15 protein-coding genes and 1 tRNA gene are annotated in these 15118 nt (G+C 66.1%); 7 read left to right on the forward strand and 9 right to left on the reverse strand.

What is annotated here, in order from left to right; all coding sequences use genetic code 11:
• Complete coding sequence (gene parE / locus KPL74_10265) at nt 1-1890, forward strand: DNA topoisomerase IV subunit B (GenBank protein ID QWT22364.1); 1890 nt, start codon at nt 1-3, stop codon at nt 1888-1890.
• A 116-nt stretch (nt 1891-2006) separates the two neighbouring features.
• Here parE and pgi read toward each other — a convergent pair whose 3' ends face one another.
• The 6 genes from pgi to pcnB all read right to left on the reverse strand — a co-directional run bounded on the left by pgi (nt 2007) and on the right by pcnB (nt 7854).
• Nucleotides 2007-3641, reverse strand: coding sequence for a glucose-6-phosphate isomerase (gene pgi, locus KPL74_10270; protein ID QWT22365.1), 1635 nt, complete (start codon nt 3639-3641; stop codon nt 2007-2009).
• 101 nt (nt 3642-3742) lie between these two features.
• Nucleotides 3743-4123 (reverse strand): aspartate 1-decarboxylase, encoded by a 381-nt coding sequence (locus KPL74_10275; GenBank protein ID QWT22366.1) that lies wholly within the window; start codon nt 4121-4123, stop codon nt 3743-3745.
• 141 nt (nt 4124-4264) lie between these two features.
• On the reverse strand, nt 4265-5110 hold the full coding sequence (panC, locus tag KPL74_10280) for a pantoate--beta-alanine ligase (GenBank protein ID QWT22367.1): 846 nt from the start codon (nt 5108-5110) through the stop codon (nt 4265-4267).
• 9 nt (nt 5111-5119) lie between these two features.
• The gene (gene panB / locus KPL74_10285; GenBank protein ID QWT22604.1) at nt 5120-5884 is read right to left on the reverse strand and encodes a 3-methyl-2-oxobutanoate hydroxymethyltransferase; all 765 of its coding nucleotides are present in this window, start codon (nt 5882-5884) and stop codon (nt 5120-5122) included.
• A 96-nt stretch (nt 5885-5980) separates the two neighbouring features.
• Complete coding sequence (folK, locus tag KPL74_10290; protein ID QWT22368.1) at nt 5981-6487, reverse strand: 2-amino-4-hydroxy-6-hydroxymethyldihydropteridine diphosphokinase; 507 nt, start codon at nt 6485-6487, stop codon at nt 5981-5983.
• Nucleotides 6484-7854, reverse strand: a complete 1371-nt coding sequence (gene pcnB, locus KPL74_10295; GenBank protein QWT22369.1) for a polynucleotide adenylyltransferase PcnB — start codon at nt 7852-7854, stop codon at nt 6484-6486. Before pcnB ends, folK begins: the two co-directional genes overlap by 4 nt.
• A 182-nt stretch (nt 7855-8036) precedes the next feature.
• Between pcnB and KPL74_10300 the strand changes: the two genes are divergently transcribed.
• A tRNA-Glu gene (locus KPL74_10300) sits at nt 8037-8112 on the forward strand.
• A 28-nt stretch (nt 8113-8140) separates the two neighbouring features.
• Nucleotides 8141-8464 (forward strand): ferredoxin family protein, encoded by a 324-nt coding sequence (locus KPL74_10305; GenBank protein QWT22370.1) that lies wholly within the window; start codon nt 8141-8143, stop codon nt 8462-8464.
• A gap of 81 nt (nt 8465-8545) precedes the next feature.
• Here KPL74_10305 and KPL74_10310 read toward each other — a convergent pair whose 3' ends face one another.
• Nucleotides 8546-9457 carry a hypothetical protein gene (locus tag KPL74_10310; protein QWT22371.1) on the reverse strand — a complete coding sequence of 304 codons (912 nt, stop codon included), beginning with the start codon at nt 9455-9457 and terminating at the stop codon, nt 8546-8548.
• 385 nt (nt 9458-9842) lie between these two features.
• Here KPL74_10310 and KPL74_10315 point away from each other — a divergent pair, with 385 nt between their 5' ends.
• Complete coding sequence (locus tag KPL74_10315; GenBank protein ID QWT22372.1) at nt 9843-10658, forward strand: hypothetical protein; 816 nt, start codon at nt 9843-9845, stop codon at nt 10656-10658.
• Nucleotides 10659-10811: 153 nt separating this feature from the next.
• Here KPL74_10315 and KPL74_10320 read toward each other — a convergent pair whose 3' ends face one another.
• Together KPL74_10320 and dapA are read right to left on the reverse strand one after the other, a co-directional pair.
• Entirely contained in the window at nt 10812-11417 is a 606-nt protein-coding gene (locus KPL74_10320; protein ID QWT22373.1) for a hypothetical protein, read from the reverse strand.
• Nucleotides 11418-11469: 52 nt separating this feature from the next.
• Entirely contained in the window at nt 11470-12375 is a 906-nt protein-coding gene (gene dapA / locus KPL74_10325; protein QWT22374.1) for a 4-hydroxy-tetrahydrodipicolinate synthase, read from the reverse strand.
• 162 nt (nt 12376-12537) lie between these two features.
• On the opposite strand from dapA, the gene KPL74_10330 reads away from it, so the two are divergent.
• From KPL74_10330 to KPL74_10340, 3 genes are all read left to right on the forward strand, one after another.
• Nucleotides 12538-13098, forward strand: coding sequence for a hypothetical protein (locus KPL74_10330; GenBank protein ID QWT22375.1), 561 nt, complete (start codon nt 12538-12540; stop codon nt 13096-13098).
• Nucleotides 13099-13122: 24 nt separating this feature from the next.
• On the forward strand, nt 13123-13584 hold the full coding sequence (locus tag KPL74_10335) for a peroxiredoxin (protein ID QWT22376.1): 462 nt from the start codon (nt 13123-13125) through the stop codon (nt 13582-13584).
• Nucleotides 13585-13666: 82 nt separating this feature from the next.
• Complete coding sequence (locus KPL74_10340; protein ID QWT22377.1) at nt 13667-15055, forward strand: PhoH family protein; 1389 nt, start codon at nt 13667-13669, stop codon at nt 15053-15055.
• The last annotated feature ends 63 nt before the right edge of the window (nt 15056-15118 follow it).

A 15118-nucleotide genomic window follows, 5' to 3' on the forward strand; every position in this document is an offset into this window, starting at 1 on the left:
ATGAATACCCGTTACAACGCCTCAGACATCGAAGTCCTCAGCGGCCTTGACCCGGTCAAGCGCCGCCCCGGCATGTATACCGACACCTCGCGGCCGAACCACCTGGCGCAGGAAGTCATCGACAACTCGGTCGACGAGGCGCTCGCTGGCCACGCGAAGAGCATCGACGTCACCGTCTTCAACGACGGCTCGGTCGAGGTCACCGACGACGGCCGCGGCATGCCCGTGGATATCCATCCCGAGGAAAAGGTCCCGGGCATCGAGTTGATCCTCACGCGCCTGCACGCGGGCGGCAAGTTCTCCAACAAGAACTATGCCTTCTCCGGCGGCCTGCACGGCGTGGGCGTCTCGGTGGTGAATGCGCTGTCCACCCGCGTGGATGTCACCATCCGCCGCGAGGGCCAGGAGTTCCGCATGAGCTTCGCCAACGGCGATCGCGCCAGCGAACTCGAAGTGATCGGCACGGTGCCGAAAAAGAAGACCGGCACCACGCTGCGCTTCTGGCCGGATCCGAAGTACTTCGATTCACCGCGCATCCTCGTGTCCAAGCTCAAGCACCTGCTCCGCGCCAAGGCCGTGCTCTGCGCGGGCCTCACCGTGCGCCTGCACGACGAAGCGGCCGGCGAAACCACCGAGTGGTATTTCGAAGACGGCCTGCAGGATTACCTGCGCGCCGAGTTGCAGGGTGCCGAAGCGCTGCCGGCCGACCTGTTCGTCAAGCACTTCGCGCGCGAGACGGACACGGTGGACGTGGCGCTGTGCTGGCTGCCGGAAGGCGAGCTGGTCCAGGAAAGCTACGTCAACCTGATCCCCACCGCGCAGGGCGGCACGCACGTGAACGGCCTGCGTTCGGGCCTCACCAACGCCATCCGCGAATTCTGCGACCTGCGCAACCTGCTCCCGCGCGGCGTGAAGCTCGCACCGGAAGACGTGTGGGAGCGTCTCGCGTTCGTGCTCAGCGTGAAGCTGCAGGATGCGCAGTTCGCCGGCCAGACCAAGGAACGCCTGTCCTCGCGCAACGCCGCCGGCGTGGTCGAGGGCGTGGTGCACGATGCCTTCAGCCTGTGGCTGAACCAGCACGTGGACCTCGGCGAGAAGATCGCCCAGCTCGCCATCGAGCGTGCCAGCGCGCGCCTCAAGGCCGCCAAGCAGGTCGTCCGTAAGAAGATCACCTCGGGCCCCGCCCTGCCCGGCAAGCTCGCCGACTGTGCCTCTACCGACCTGACCCGTACCGAGATCTTCCTCGTCGAGGGTGATTCGGCGGGTGGCTCGGCCAAGCAGGCCCGCGACAAGGATTTCCAGGCGATCATGCCGCTGCGCGGCAAGATCCTGAACACATGGGAAGTGGAATCCACCGCCGTGCTGGCGTCGCAGGAGGTGCACGACCTGGCCGTGGCGATCGGTTGCGATCCGGGCAAGGACGACCTCTCGGGCCTGCGCTACGGCAAGGTGGTGATCCTCGCCGACGCGGACTCCGACGGCCTGCACATCGCCACCCTGCTTTCCGCGCTGTTCCTGCGCCACTTCCCCACGCTGGTCCGCGAGGGCCATGTGTTCGTCGCCATGCCACCGCTGTTCCGCGTCGACGTGGGCAAGCAGGTGTTTTACTGCCTGGACGAAGAAGAGAAGCGCCTGATGCTGGAAAAGGTCGAGCGCGAGAAGATGAAGGGCGCCGTTTCCGTGACCCGCTTCAAGGGCCTGGGCGAGATGAACCCGGGGCAGCTGCGCGAATCCACGGTGCACCCGGATACGCGCCGGCTGGTGCAGCTCACGGTGGAAGCCGACGACGGCACGACCAGGCTGATGGATATGCTGCTGGCCAAGAAGCGCGCAAGCGACCGCAAGCAGTGGCTCGAGGAAAAGGGCGACCTCGCCAGCCTCGAAGTCTGAGCAACACCCATGTAGGAGCGCGCCTGCGCGCGAAATGGGGTACGCGTGAATGGCCTGTGCGCGATGGGAGTTCCAGTGAACCCCATCGCGCGCAGGCGCGCTCCTACAGGTTTTGGTTACCGGCGGTCGCGGATGGCGTTGATCAGGCCCTGCGTCGCCGCATCGAACTGACTCATGTCGCCCGCGTCCTTGTCGTTGCTCAGCGACGGGTAGATCTGCTTGGCGATGAGCTTGCCCAGTTCCACGCCCCACTGGTCGAACGCGTTGATGCCCCACAGGTGGCCGAGCAGGAATACCCTGTGCTCGTACAGCGCGATCAGCGCACCGAGCGAATGCGGCGTGAGCGAGTCCAGCATAAACACCGTACTCGGGCGGTCGCCCTTGAACGTGCGCTGCGCGGCGAGCGCGCGACGCTCTTCCTCGGTGCCGGTCTTCGCTTCGGCCAACGCTTCCTCGAAGGTCTTGCCCAGCGAAAGGGCCGCAGCCTGCGCGAGCAAGTTCGCCGTCAGCACGTCCTGGTTTTCACGCAACGGATGGGCCGGCTTGACCAGGCCGATGAATTCCAGCGGCACGATGTCGGTGCCCTGGTGCAGCGCCTGGAAATAAGCATGCTGCGCATTGGTACCGATGCTGCCCCACACCACCGGCACGGCGGACTGCGTCACCTCGGTACCGTCATCCGGATGCACATGCTTGCCGAGCGATTCCATCTCCAGCTGCTGCAGGTAGGACGGCAGGTCGGCGAGCGCGTCGACGTACGGAATCACCGCGCGGCTCGTGCGGCCGAGGATGTTGCGATTCCAGATTTCGGCGATGGCCAGCAGCACCGGCAGGTTGTCCTGCCATGCGGCCGTGCGGAAATGATCGTCGGCTTCGGCGGCACCGGCGAGCAGGTCGCGGAAACCGTTCATGCCGATCGCGAACGCGATCGACGCGCCGACTGCTGACCACAGCGAGTAACGGCCGCCCACGTAGTCCCACATCGGCAGCACCTGCGAGGCGCCCCACTTGTGCACGGCCTCGACGTTCGAGCTAACGGCGATGAAATGCTTCGCCGTCTTGGTGGCGTCGCCGTTGTTGGCCTTGAGGATCCAGTCGCGGAACACGCCGCCGTTGAGCAAGGTTTCCTGCGTGTTGAAGCTCTTGGACACCAGGATCACCAGCGTATGCGCGGGATCCAGGGAGTTCATCAGGTTGTACGCGGCCTGGCCATCGACGTTGGTCAGGAAGTGGCTCGTGATGCCGTCGACGTGGAACTGTTCGAGCGCGTGCACGGCGAGGCGCGGGCCAAGGTCCGAGCCCCCGATGCCGATGTTCACCACGTCGGTGACCCGACCGATGAGGCCAACCGATTCACCCTCGCCCTTGTGCACCGCGTTGACCAGCTTTTCCATCTGGTCCAGCGCGTCGGCAACGTCCTTGCGGACATCGGCGGGCGCCGCGGGGTGGCGCGAAGCACCGCCGCGCAGCGCGGTGTGCAGCACGGCGCGATCTTCGGAGGTGTTGATGTGCTTGCCTTCGAACATCGCATCGCGCGCGGCTTGCCAGCCGGTGCTTTCGATGTACTGGCCCACGGCGTCGAGCGCTGCGATATCCAGCTTCTGGCGCGTGATGTCGAGGAGGATCGGGCCCATCCGGCGACGCATCCGGTCGCCGCGGGAAGCGTCGTTGACCAGTGCGCGGAGGTTGGTGCCCGCAAGGCGGGAGGCATGCTCTTCGAACGAAGGCAGGGGGGCGTGCTTTGAATCCATGGCTTCCACTTGGCTGCGACGGAGGGAAGCCCCGATCTTACCGCACTGCAACGTAGGTGGATTGTATGGATCGCCGCCGTCGGGCGGCGATCCGGACGTTCTTACGCAGCCTGCTTCGGGATCGAATGGTTGGTATGCGTGATGCGGTTGTTCGCATCGACGTACACCAGGTCCGGCTGGTACTTCGCCATCTCGGCTTCGGACAGGCCGACGAACGCGGCGATGATGACCAGGTCGCCGGTGGAAACGCGGCGAGCGGCACTACCGTTCACGGAGATGATGCCCGAGCCCTCTTCCGCACGCAGCGCGTACGTGACGAACCGTTCGCCGTTGCTGATGTTCCAGGCGTGGATCTGCTCGTACTCGCGAATACCCGCGGCATCCAGCAGGTTGCCGTCGATGGCGATCGAACCTTCGTAGTTCAGCTCGGCGTGAGTCACCGTGGCACGGTGGATCTTGCACTTGAGCATGTTGAGGTGCATGGCGTTCTCTGGGGTCTGGCGGTTACAAAAACGCCCATTCTAGCGGAGGGTGGCCCATACCGTCTCGAAGGGGCTTCCTCGGTTCGAGGCGCTTTATGGGGTACCCGCGCCAGAAACGCAAGTGCCCGTTTGTGAAGGAGTTCAGTCGAAAGGCAGGTTGTCGATCAGGCGGGTGGTGCCCAGCCGGGCGGCAACCAGCGCCACGAGGCCCTCGCGCTCGTCCGGACCCGGCTCAGCGAGGTCCTCCGTACGGCGGATGGCGACGTAATCGGGGACGAACCCGGCCCGCTCCAGACGGGCCCTGGCGGCCTGTTCCAGCGCCTGCCAGGAGTGGCCCTGGCGAAACAGTTCACGCATCTGGCTCAGCGTGGACCAGATCTGCGGCGCCCGCTGGCGCTCCTGCGGCGACAGGTACTGGTTACGCGAACTCTTGGCCAGGCCGTCCTCGTCGCGCAGCGTGGGGCCGGACATGATCTTCACTGGCAGCGACAGATCGCGCACCATCCGCTCGATCACCTTCAGCTGCTGGAAATCCTTCTGGCCGAATACGGCGAAGTCCGGCTGGACCAGGTGGAACAGCTTGGACACCACGGTCGCCACGCCGTCGAAATGGCCGGGGCGGTGGGCACCTTCCAGCGTTTCGGTGACGATCGGCACGTGGATGCTCACGCTGGCCGCGGCACCGAACGGATACAGCGTGGCCACTTCCGGGGCGAACAGCACGTCGCAACCTGCCTCGGCCAGGCCGACCTGGTCCTGTGCCAGCGTGCGCGGGTAGCGCTCGAAATCCTCGCCCGGCCCGAACTGGGTAGGGTTGACGAAGACCGAGGCGACCACGCGGTCGGCGCGGGCGCGAGCCAGCTTCAACAGCGAATGATGACCCTCGTGGAGGTTGCCCATGGTGGGCACGAAGCCCACCGCCTGGCCAGCGGCGCGCCAGCCACGGATGGTGGCGCGCAGTGCGGCGGCGTCGGTTACGGTCTGCATGGCGGTGTCTCAGCTAAAGCTATGTTCAGGGCCGGGGAATGCACCCGAGCGGACGTCAGCGACATAGGCGCCGATCGCTGCCTGGATGGAATCACGTCCGGCGAGGAAATCCTTGGAAAACTTCGGCCGCTTGCCGGGGGTAAGCCCCAGCAGGTCGTACACGACCAGCACCTGGCCATCGCAGTCCACGCCGGCGCCGATGCCGATGACCGGAATCGAAAGCGCCCGGCTGATCCGCTCCGCAAGGGCAGAAGGCACGCACTCCAGCACCAGCAGGTCGGCGCCTGCGGCCTCGACGGCCTGCGCGTCGGCGAACAGCTTGCCGGCAGCGTCTTCCGTCTTGCCCTGCACCTTGTACCCACCGAATTTGTTCACCGACTGCGGAGTAAGGCCGAGGTGGCTGCAGACGGGGATGTCCCGTTCGGCCAGCGCGGCGATCACCTCGCAGATGCGGCCAGCGCCCTCGATCTTGACCATCGCCGCACCACCCTGCCCGACCAGCCGGGCCGCGGCTTCCATCGCCGTGGGCACGTCGCGGTCGCTCATGAAGGGCAGGTCGGCCACGAGCAACGTCGCCGACAGCCCGCGGGCGGTCGCCGCCGTGTGGTAGACCATCTCGTCGACGGTGACCGGCAACGTGCTGGCCCGGCCCTGCACGACCATGCCCAGCGAATCGCCGACCAGGGCCACGTCTACCCCAGCCGATTCCAGTTGCGCAGCGAAACTCGCGTCGTAGGCGGTGAGCATCACGATCTTCCGGCCGTCGGCTTTCATCGCCTTCAAACCCGGCACGGTCACCGGCTTGCGTGCCGGCGCACTCGTCTTTTCCACGTACACGCGGGGTGCCTCGTTGTGTGAAGAGGGGGATTGTTACGCCGTTGGGCGGTGGGGGTAAAGCTCAACCGAACACCCCGCCGTATCGACGGCCGCCAGCAAATCGGCCACCCGCCCCATGCCCGGCAGCAGCACGTCGGCTGCGATGTCGGCCAGGGGCAGCAGCACGAAGGCGCGCTCGGGGATACGAGGGTGCGGCAGGGAGAGCTGTTCGTCGTCCAGCATGGTGTCGGCATAGGCGAGCAGGTCGAGGTCGAGCGTGCGTGGTCCCCAGCGCTCGCCGTCACGGGTGCGGCCGAAGGCGCGCTCGGTGTCCAGCAACGCGGCCAGCAGTGCGTGCGGCTCGAGCGTGGTCTGCACGGCGATCGCGGCGTTGACGAAGTCGGGCTGGTCGACGTTGCCCCAGGGCGGCGTCCGATAGAAGCGCGAGCGGGCGGTCACCTGCACGCCCGGCACGTTGTCGAGGGCGCCGATCGCGGCGTCGAGCCGTGATCGCACATCCCCGAGGTTACCGCCCAGGCCGATCAGTGCGATGACGCTCACGCCCCGCCCGAATCGCCTTTGCCGCGGGTCGGCTTGCGCCGGCGCCGACGCTTGCGGGCGGGCGCCGTAGCGGACACGGTGTTGCCTTCGTGCACGGGCACGCCACCGCCGCCAAGCGCGGCCGCGAGCATTTCCGGCGGCAGCTGCTGGGCGTGGGCCCACCATTCGCCAAGCTCACGCATGCCGGTCGACTCCGGGGCACGCAGCAGCAGGAAGTCGAACGCCGCGCGGAAACGCGGATGCGACATCAGGCGGAACACCCGCTTGCGGTGGATCTGTTCGAAGCGCGGCTGCAGCGCCCAGATTTCTTCCATCGTGAAGGTGAAGCGGCGCGGGATCGCCACGCGCTGGCACTGTTCGCCCACCACGTGCACGGCGGCCCGCTGCCAGGCTTCGTTCATGTCGAAGCCCTGGGCGATCCAGCCATGTGCCTGGTCGCGCACTTCGCCCCACAGGAGCACGGCATAAAGGAAGGCCGGCGTCACCGACTTGCCTTCGGCGATACGCGCGTCGGTATTCGCGAGACCCTGCTCGACGAGCGCACGCAGCGCGTTGTCGCCGCGCTCCAGCGCCCGAGCCGTGGCCGGGAACAGGAACCCCAGCAGGCCGCAGGATTCGAGCATCTTGAAGCTCTTCAGGCCGTGCCCGGCGAGGAAGAGCTTCAGGGATTCGTCGAACAGGCGAGCCGGCGAGGCTTCGCCCAGCAGGTGGCCAAGCGTCTTGAACGGCGCCGAAGCCGCCTTGTCGATGGTGAAACCGAGCTTCGCGGCCAGCCGCGCGGCGCGCAACATGCGCACCGGGTCTTCGCGATAGCGCAGCTCCGGATCGCCGATGAGCCGCATGGTGCGGTCCTCGAGATCCTGCATGCCACCCACGTAGTCGCGGACGCTGAAATCGGCGATGTCGTAATAGAGGGCGTTGACCCGGAAGTCGCGGCGGACCGCATCTTCTTCGATCGAACCCCAGATATTGTCGCGGACGATCCGGCCATCGACGATGTGGCGGTCGCCATCCGAGCGATCGGCGCCCTCCTCCCCGGTCCCGCGGAAGGTGGCCACCTCGATGATCTCCGGGCCGAAGACGACATGGGCCAGCCGGAACCGGCGGCCGATCAGGCGGCAGTTGCGAAACAGCCCCTTGACCTCTTCCGGCGTGGCGTCGGTGGCCACGTCGAAGTCCTTCGGGTGCCCGCCCAGCAGCAGGTCGCGCACGGCACCGCCCACCAGGTACGCGGCGAACCCGGCGTCATGCAGTCGGTAAAGCACGCGCAGCGCGGCTTTGCTGATGTTCTTGCGGGAAATGGAGTGCTGTTCGCGAGGGATGATGCGCAGACCCTGCGGAACGTCGCTCCTGGTTTCGGAATTCAAGCTTTGATGTCCTGGCGGGCGCGTCCGCACCCGGTCAAGTGGCTGCCCCCACCGGCAGCCGGTGTTGGGATGAACGGGCCAAATGTAACGAATTCGACCCAATCCGACGAGCAGGCGGCAAAGTCGTTGCCAGCGGGCGGAATTTGGCTATACTAGCGCGCTTCGTACGTCTCGTACGACCCGCTCCCTTCGTCTAGTGGTCTAGGACACGGCCCTCTCAAGGCTGGAACACGAGTTCGAACCTCGTAGGGAGCACCACTTTCCTCTCCGGCGCTGAACCGTTCGCATGACCTTTGTCGTTACCGACAACTGCATCAAGTGCAAATATACGGACTGTGTCGAGGTTTGCCCGGTCGACGCCTTCCATGAAGGCCCGAACTTCCTGGTGATCAACCCGGACGAGTGCATCGACTGCACCCTTTGCGAGCCGGAATGCCCGATCAATGCGATCTACCCCGAGGACGACGTCCCCGCCGGGCAGGAGCAGTTCGTGGCGCTCAACGCCGACCTCGCGAAGGACTGGCCCGTCATCACCGAACGCAAGGACGGGATGCCGGACGCCAAGGACTGGGAAAACAAGCCCAACAAGATCGAGCTGCTGCAGAAGTAGGAGCGCGCCTGCGCGCGATAGCCCGGCACGAAGCCCCGGCCCGTCTCACGCCGCACCACCCCAACTCCCCCGCAGCGACCCTTACGGCCCGCTGACCGCCTGGTCACCCGGCTGGTAGTCAAAGCTCGCAGCGCCGGCCTGAACGGTCGGAAGCGTCAGCCGGATGATCGGCACCCAGCGCCCCGCCGTCGCCTTGAAATCCTTCTGGATGAACTGCGCGGTCGCCAGGCCCGGGGGCGACGAGCCCAGGTAGAAAAGCGCCTCCAAAGGCACCTTGTCATCCCGCCCCGGCGCCCAGCCATCCAGCACCAGTTCGTTGGGCTTGGAATCGTGCTGCTTCAGGTCGAGGATCGCCTCGGCTTTTATGACCTCTCTAAAGATTGCCGCCGACTCCCCGGCGTGCCGGGCGACGGTGAAGCTGCACTGGCGCTTATAGACACCCCCGGCAACCTCGGTGAAATGTCGCAACCAGGCAGTCGCCGTGGTGATCCCTTGCGGCTGGCACGGTCCGCTAGTGGCGATGCCACCGGACGGACCGCACCCCTTATCGGCGCGTGAGTCGGTGTCCCCATCGATCGGGAATGCACAAAGCACTTCGGGCGAATCGAACCCGTCACGATGGGCGTAGTAATCCGGGTAGAAGATGAGCCCTGCCCGGTAGGTGTAGGCCAGCCGCAACAAGGGTGCGTCACGGCGCAGGTACGAGAACGATACGCCGGGAAACTTTGCACTCCCCGGGTTGACGTCCCAGGAATGATAGTTGGGCGACGCGTCGACGCCGCGCAGCATGATGCCGTTGCAGACGAACGCTGGCGCGTTCGGATTCGCCCCGTCGCACGTACCCACGTCGTCATAGCGGCTTTGCAGGTGCTCGAGCACCGTGGGCCCGTCTTCCTCGAAGGCCGCGGTCGCGTGCGTGCGTACCGGCGGACTCGCGCAGCCGCCGAGAAATGTAACGAGGACCACGAACCAGGCAACGCGCCGGCTATCCATGTCTTGCCTCCCTGGCCACACCTTCCGTGGTGCACAGGCAGTGTGGTTCGTGCGCGAGCGCGGATGCAATCGGCCAACTGGCCGACTCGCCGCGCGCAACGCCAGGTCCATGCCGCCCATACGATCAGGCACCTCCACCAGCGTTGCCGAATCCACGCACGCCGCGCCTACGTCGTCAGGCGTATTTACGCCGTGGCAGGCCCGGGGGATCGTGGCCTCGCCGACGGCGCGAGCCGCGACGCCAGGGAGATCCATCATGAAAGGACGCGTCCACCTGCTGTGTATCGCTGCGACCGCATTGGCGGCTTGCACCACGGCACCTACCCGGCCGCCAGCCCATCAGCCCGCGGCTGCGCGCGAAGACCACAGCGTCGAAGGGCAAGCCGTGGCCGCTGACCTGCAGCTTCGGTTCGATTCCATAAACGACAGTGACCCGATCAACACGACATGCAACGGTCCCCGCATGCCGGTGTTCCTGTGCAGCGGCATCTTGCTGCGCGGCACATCCAATTTCAGCAGCGCCTACCACTCGTGGGACGTCAATCCGAACAGCACGAAGCCTGGCGGAGTTTCGTTTTCCTTCCTGCGCAAAGACGCCTCCTACAGCAAGCTGGCGTATGGCTATAACCACGGCTTCATGTTCTGGCCCGACCTGCACCTGCCGCCGGACAAGATGGAGATCGAGGTGCTGTGTTATTTCCCGATGGACGCGGCGAGCGATATCCGTGCCGACCAGGGGTGCGGTGCCAATCGAAAGTATCCGGAGGACAGCAAGCCTTGCCAGCAGCACGTGCCTCCCATCGTGACGGGTGACGCGTGGCTCCGGCTATACAACAGCGCACCCGAGGGCGAGAGCCAGCGCGAGCACTCCTGCGGCTTCACCATGATCACCGGCACGGCGAACTCCGCGCATATCTTCAAGGAAGCCATCGGCGTGATTGGCAGCGTACGCGGCGCCTTCTTCGAATCGCAGGATGAGGCCGTCCTGCAGGCGTGGCCGATCGGCCTCGGCGAAATGTTGCCGCTACAGAATTTCTTCTATCTGGCCGGCTCGGCTGGCCTCGCGCAGTCGCGGCTCGACCAGCGAGATTTCTACGCTACCACGAACCAGTGGCGGCCAGTGATCCGGGTCACGCTGCCAGGCGCCCGGGGCGCGGAAGCCAGGTTCGAGTACGTCCCCGCAGACCAGGACATACCGTGAGCAAGGAGGTCGGCCACCGTGCCCAACGGCTGGGTGTCGGGGCTGAGGACGCGAACGAAAATGCCGCCCTGGGGCGGCATTTTCACGTTACGGACCTTGCAGGTCCCAGCCGGGCTGGCGGGGACGATCGCGCGCAGGCGCGCTCCTACAGGGTTACTTCACGCCGAGGCGTGCGCGCAGTGCGTCGATCACGCGACGGACGCCGCTGGCGTCGCCCTGGGCGCGTACTTCCGAGCCGGCGCCGCTGGCGTTGACCGTGAGCACCACGGCGCGCTTGCCGCCGCCCTGCTGCGCGGCCTGCGGACCACCTTCGATGGCCTCGTCCGGGTTCTTGCTGCCGCCGCCGAACATGCGCTTGAAGAAGCCGCGATGCTCTTCCGGCGCGCCGGAGGTAGCGGCGATCTGGTAGGTGTGGGTTTCGTCGTCATGGGCGGTGACGGCACCGACATCACCCACGGACAGGACTTCACCGATGCGCTTGTAGGCGGCATCCGGCGCGTCGGCCAGGATGAAACCGTCCGAGACCGGGGCGGCGGCCGCGGCGGCGTCGGACGGAGCCCCACCCGCGCCTGAACCGGCATCGGGGATGACCAGCGCCGCGCTCGTCGACGGCGTATCCAGGCCCGGCGGAATCTCCAGCGGAGCTTCCTGCTTGGCCTTTTCCCACTGTTTCGTGGAGCGGAACGCGCCGCAGCCGGATACGACCAGGACGGACAGGAGCAGTGCCGGGACGACCAGCGCGTACGAGGTTTTCTTCATGAACAAAGGTTCCGTTGGAATCCGTTTTAAGGGGCCGTTCTAATCGGGTAGGTCAGGCGGCAGTCGCCAATGGTGCCAGAGCCGCGAGCGTTTCGCGCACTTTCGCCAGCGCCGGGCCGGGTTCGAGCTCGACCAGGGGCAGGCGGGGTGCCGCCGAGCCCAGCCCCAGCAAGGCCAGGCCGGCCTTTACGGGGATCGGGTTCGGCGCGCAGTTCAGCGCGTCGATCAGCGGTGCCAGCCGCGCCGTGGCGCTGGCCGTGCGCCCTGCGTCGCCCGAACGGGCAGCGTCGCAGAATTCACGGAAAGGCCCCGGCACCAGGTTGGCCACCACCGAGATGGTGCCCGCGGCGCCGGCCAGCATGGCCTGGTGGGCCGAACCGTCGTCGCCGCTGAGGTAGACGAAATCCGCGCGGATAAGTTCCGCCATGGCGCGAATGCGCTCGGCATCGCCGCGGGCCTCCTTGATGCCAAGGATGCCCGGATGCTCGCGCAGGGCCGCCACGGTCTCGGGCGCGATGTCGCTGCCGGTGCGCGGCGGCACATTGTAGAGGATGACCGGCAGGCCGCCTTCGTCCGCCACCGCAAGGAAATGTCGGCGCATGCCTTCCTGGGTGGGACGCACGTAGAACGGCGCCACGACCAGGGCGGCATCGGCACCCAGCGCCTTGGCCAGGCGGGTGGCGGCGATGGTTTTCGCGGTACCGGCCTCACCGGTGCCGGCGATCACCGGGATGCGCTTATCGATGTGTTTCACCGCGAACGCGAGCAGGCGCTCGAATTCGTCATGCTCGAGGAAGTGCGACTCGCCCGTGGAGCCGGCCACGACCACGCCCTGCGTGCCGCCAGCCAGCTGCTGGTCGAGCAGGCGGCCGAACGAAACCAGGTCGAGGGAACCGTCGGCGGCGAAAGGCGTCGCCAGCGCGGTGATGCTTCCGGAGATATCCAAGGTGAAACCCATTGAGGAACCAGCCCTTCGCATGTTACCGGGGCGTTTCCGGCGAGTCCATTCGGGGTGGACGCGCATGCGCGCGCGTCTTGCTACTGCCTCATGGCGCCCGTTAAGCTCGGGCCAACAGCGACGCCCCGCGCCCCGCGGGCCGCGCCATGGGTAGTGAAGGCCTTGAATCGTTCCGTAGCACGCAGCGCCGCCTCTGATAACCAGCTCCTCATCTCGACGCTGTCGCCGGCGCACCGCGCCCCTATCCTCGCCCTCGCCAAGCGCATCGCCGATTCGGGTTGCAACCTCGCCGACGCCCGCGTTTCCACGATCGGCAACGACACCTCGGTGATGCTGCTGGCCTCCGGCGCATGGGATGCCGTGGCCAAGCTGGAAACGGCGCTGGCCAAGCTCGCCCGCGACGAGGAATTGCCGGTGGTGCATTACCGCACCACGCCGCGCGAGCCGACCGCACACCTGCTGCCCTACCTGGTCGAGGTCATCGCCGCCGATCGCCCGGGCATCCTGGTCAAGATCATCGAATTCTTCTCTCGCCGCGACATCAGCGTCGAGCAGCTCACGTCCATGCGTTACCAGGCGATGCAGACCGGCGCCGAGATGTTCCAGGCGCAGATCACCATCGGCATCCCGTCCGAAACCCACATCGCCGCCCTGCGCGACGACTTCCTCGAACTGTGCGATGGCCTCAACCTCGACGCCATCATGGATCCGGTGAAGTTCTGACCCACAAGGATTGAAGCACGAAGCATGATCGGCAAGGGCAAGAAGGTTCCCAAACTCAAGGGCGCGCTCGGCGACGGTTCGACGCTGGCGCTGTCCTCCCTCTCCGGCAAGTGGGTGGTGGTGTTTTTCTATCCGAAGGACAACACCCCAGGCTGCACGAACGAGGCAAAAGACTTCCGCGACCGCTATGCCGATTTCCAGGCACGCAACGCGGAAGTGATCGGCGTCTCGCGCGACTCGGTCCGCTCGCACGCGAATTACGCGGCGAAGCACGAACTCCCCTTCCCACTCGTTTCCGACGCCGACGAATCCTGGTGCCAGGCGTTCGACGTCATCCACGAGAAGGTGCTCTACGGCAAGCGCTACATGGGTGTCGTGCGCAGCACGTTTCTCATCGACCCCGAGGGCAAGCTATTCGCCGAATGGCGAGGCGTGAAGATTCCCGGCCATGCCCAGGCCGTGCTCGAGAGTGTTCCCACCGCGTGACGGACACCGCGCCACGCGGCTCCTTCCCCCGGCCACTGCCGCGTGGCCGGGTTTTGCAACCTCCGCATGAGGTCACTTCCGCATGACCGGAAGCAAGCGCATCTACGCCCTCGACACCAACGTGCTGCTGCACGATCCGACCTCGCTGTTCCGCTTCGAGGAACACGATGTCTTCATACCGATGACGGTGCTGGAGGAACTGGACGAGAAGAAGAAAGGCGGGTCGGAAGTTTCACGCAACGGCCGCCAGGTAAGCCGCTTCATCAATGAGCTGATCGAACGCGGTGGCGGCGATGGATTGAAGAGCGGGCTTGAACTGTCCAACCCCGACGGCGTCAAGCTCAAACGCGGCGCGGTGGGCCGCCTGTTCTTCCAGCAGCGCACCGGCCACGGCAACGGCAAGGCCGACAACCAGATCCTGGCGGCGGTGATCGACCTGCGCGACCAGTATCCGGATCGCCCGGTGATCCTGGTCACCAAGGACATCAACCTCCGCATCAAGGCGTCGATCTACGGCATCACGGCCGAGGACTACGAGAACGATCGCGCGCTCGACGATTTCGCCCTGCTGTTCACGGGCTCCGAGGAGCTGCCCGAGGATTTCTGGACGCGCCATCCGGAGCTCCGCTCGTGGAACGAACGCGGCCGCACCTTCTATGAAGTGGACGTGCGCGAAGACGAGCACTGGTACGCCAACGAGTGCCTGTACATGCCCGGCGAGAACGACGTCGAGCTGCGCGTGGTGGAACTCACGGGCCCTGAAGATGCCCAGCGCGCCAGGCTGGTCCTGCTCGACGACCATACGCATGCGGCACATGGCGTGTGGGGCATCGCAGCGCGCAATCGCGAACAGAACTTCGCAATGAACCTGCTGATGGACCCCGACGTGGATTTCGTCACCCTGCTCGGCACGGCGGGCACCGGCAAGACCCTGCTCGCGCTCGCCGCCGGCCTGGCCCAGGTGATGGATCAGCAGCGTTATCGCGAGATCATCATGACCCGCGCGACGGTGTCGGTCGGCGAAGACATCGGCTTCCTCCCGGGCACGGAGGAAGAGAAGATGACGCCATGGATGGGCGCCCTCACCGATAACCTCGAGGTGCTGGCCAATCCCGAGGAAGGCGGTTCGTGGGGCCGGCAGGCCACCAACGACCTGCTCGCCTCGCGGGTGAAGATCCGCTCGCTCAACTTCATGCGCGGCCGCACCTTCCTCAGCCGCTACCTGATCATCGACGAGGCGCAGAACCTCACGCCGAAGCAGATGAAGACCCTGATCACCCGCGCCGGCCCCGGCACCAAGATCGTTTGCCTGGGCAACGTGGAGCAGATCGATACGCCGTACCTCACCGAGACCACCTCCGGCCTCACCTACGCGGTCGACCGCTTCAAGATGTGGGCCCATTCCGGGCACATCACCCTGCGGCGCGGCGAGCGCTCCAGGCTGGCCGACTTCGCCTCCGAGGCGTTGTAAGCACCACCGCCGGGGCGGTCCGCCGCCCCGGCCACCTTGCCGCACGCGCCCGCCTACCCCATG

The organism is Bacillus sp. NP157, assembly GCA_018889975.1.
GTDB lineage: Bacteria > Pseudomonadota > Gammaproteobacteria > Xanthomonadales > Rhodanobacteraceae > Luteibacter.

What these genes read in the sequence shown, in the direction of transcription:
- pgi (QWT22365.1), bottom strand. Translation starts at nt 3,641, where the DNA reads ATGGATTCAAAGCACGCCCCCCTGCCTTCGTTCGAAGAGCATGCCTCC.
- KPL74_10340 (QWT22377.1), top strand. Translation starts at nt 13,667, where the DNA reads ATGACCGGAAGCAAGCGCATCTACGCCCTCGACACCAACGTGCTGCTG.
- panC (QWT22367.1), bottom strand. Translation starts at nt 5,110, where the DNA reads ATGCAGACCGTAACCGACGCCGCCGCACTGCGCGCCACCATCCGTGGC.
- KPL74_10335 (QWT22376.1), top strand. Translation starts at nt 13,123, where the DNA reads ATGATCGGCAAGGGCAAGAAGGTTCCCAAACTCAAGGGCGCGCTCGGC.
- dapA (QWT22374.1), bottom strand. Translation starts at nt 12,375, where the DNA reads ATGGGTTTCACCTTGGATATCTCCGGAAGCATCACCGCGCTGGCGACG.
- KPL74_10310 (QWT22371.1), bottom strand. Translation starts at nt 9,457, where the DNA reads ATGGATAGCCGGCGCGTTGCCTGGTTCGTGGTCCTCGTTACATTTCTC.
- parE (QWT22364.1), top strand. Translation starts at nt 1, where the DNA reads ATGAATACCCGTTACAACGCCTCAGACATCGAAGTCCTCAGCGGCCTT.
- KPL74_10275 (QWT22366.1), bottom strand. Translation starts at nt 4,123, where the DNA reads ATGCACCTCAACATGCTCAAGTGCAAGATCCACCGTGCCACGGTGACT.
- KPL74_10320 (QWT22373.1), bottom strand. Translation starts at nt 11,417, where the DNA reads ATGAAGAAAACCTCGTACGCGCTGGTCGTCCCGGCACTGCTCCTGTCC.
- KPL74_10305 (QWT22370.1), top strand. Translation starts at nt 8,141, where the DNA reads ATGACCTTTGTCGTTACCGACAACTGCATCAAGTGCAAATATACGGAC.
- panB (QWT22604.1), bottom strand. Translation starts at nt 5,884, where the DNA reads ATGAAAGCCGACGGCCGGAAGATCGTGATGCTCACCGCCTACGACGCG.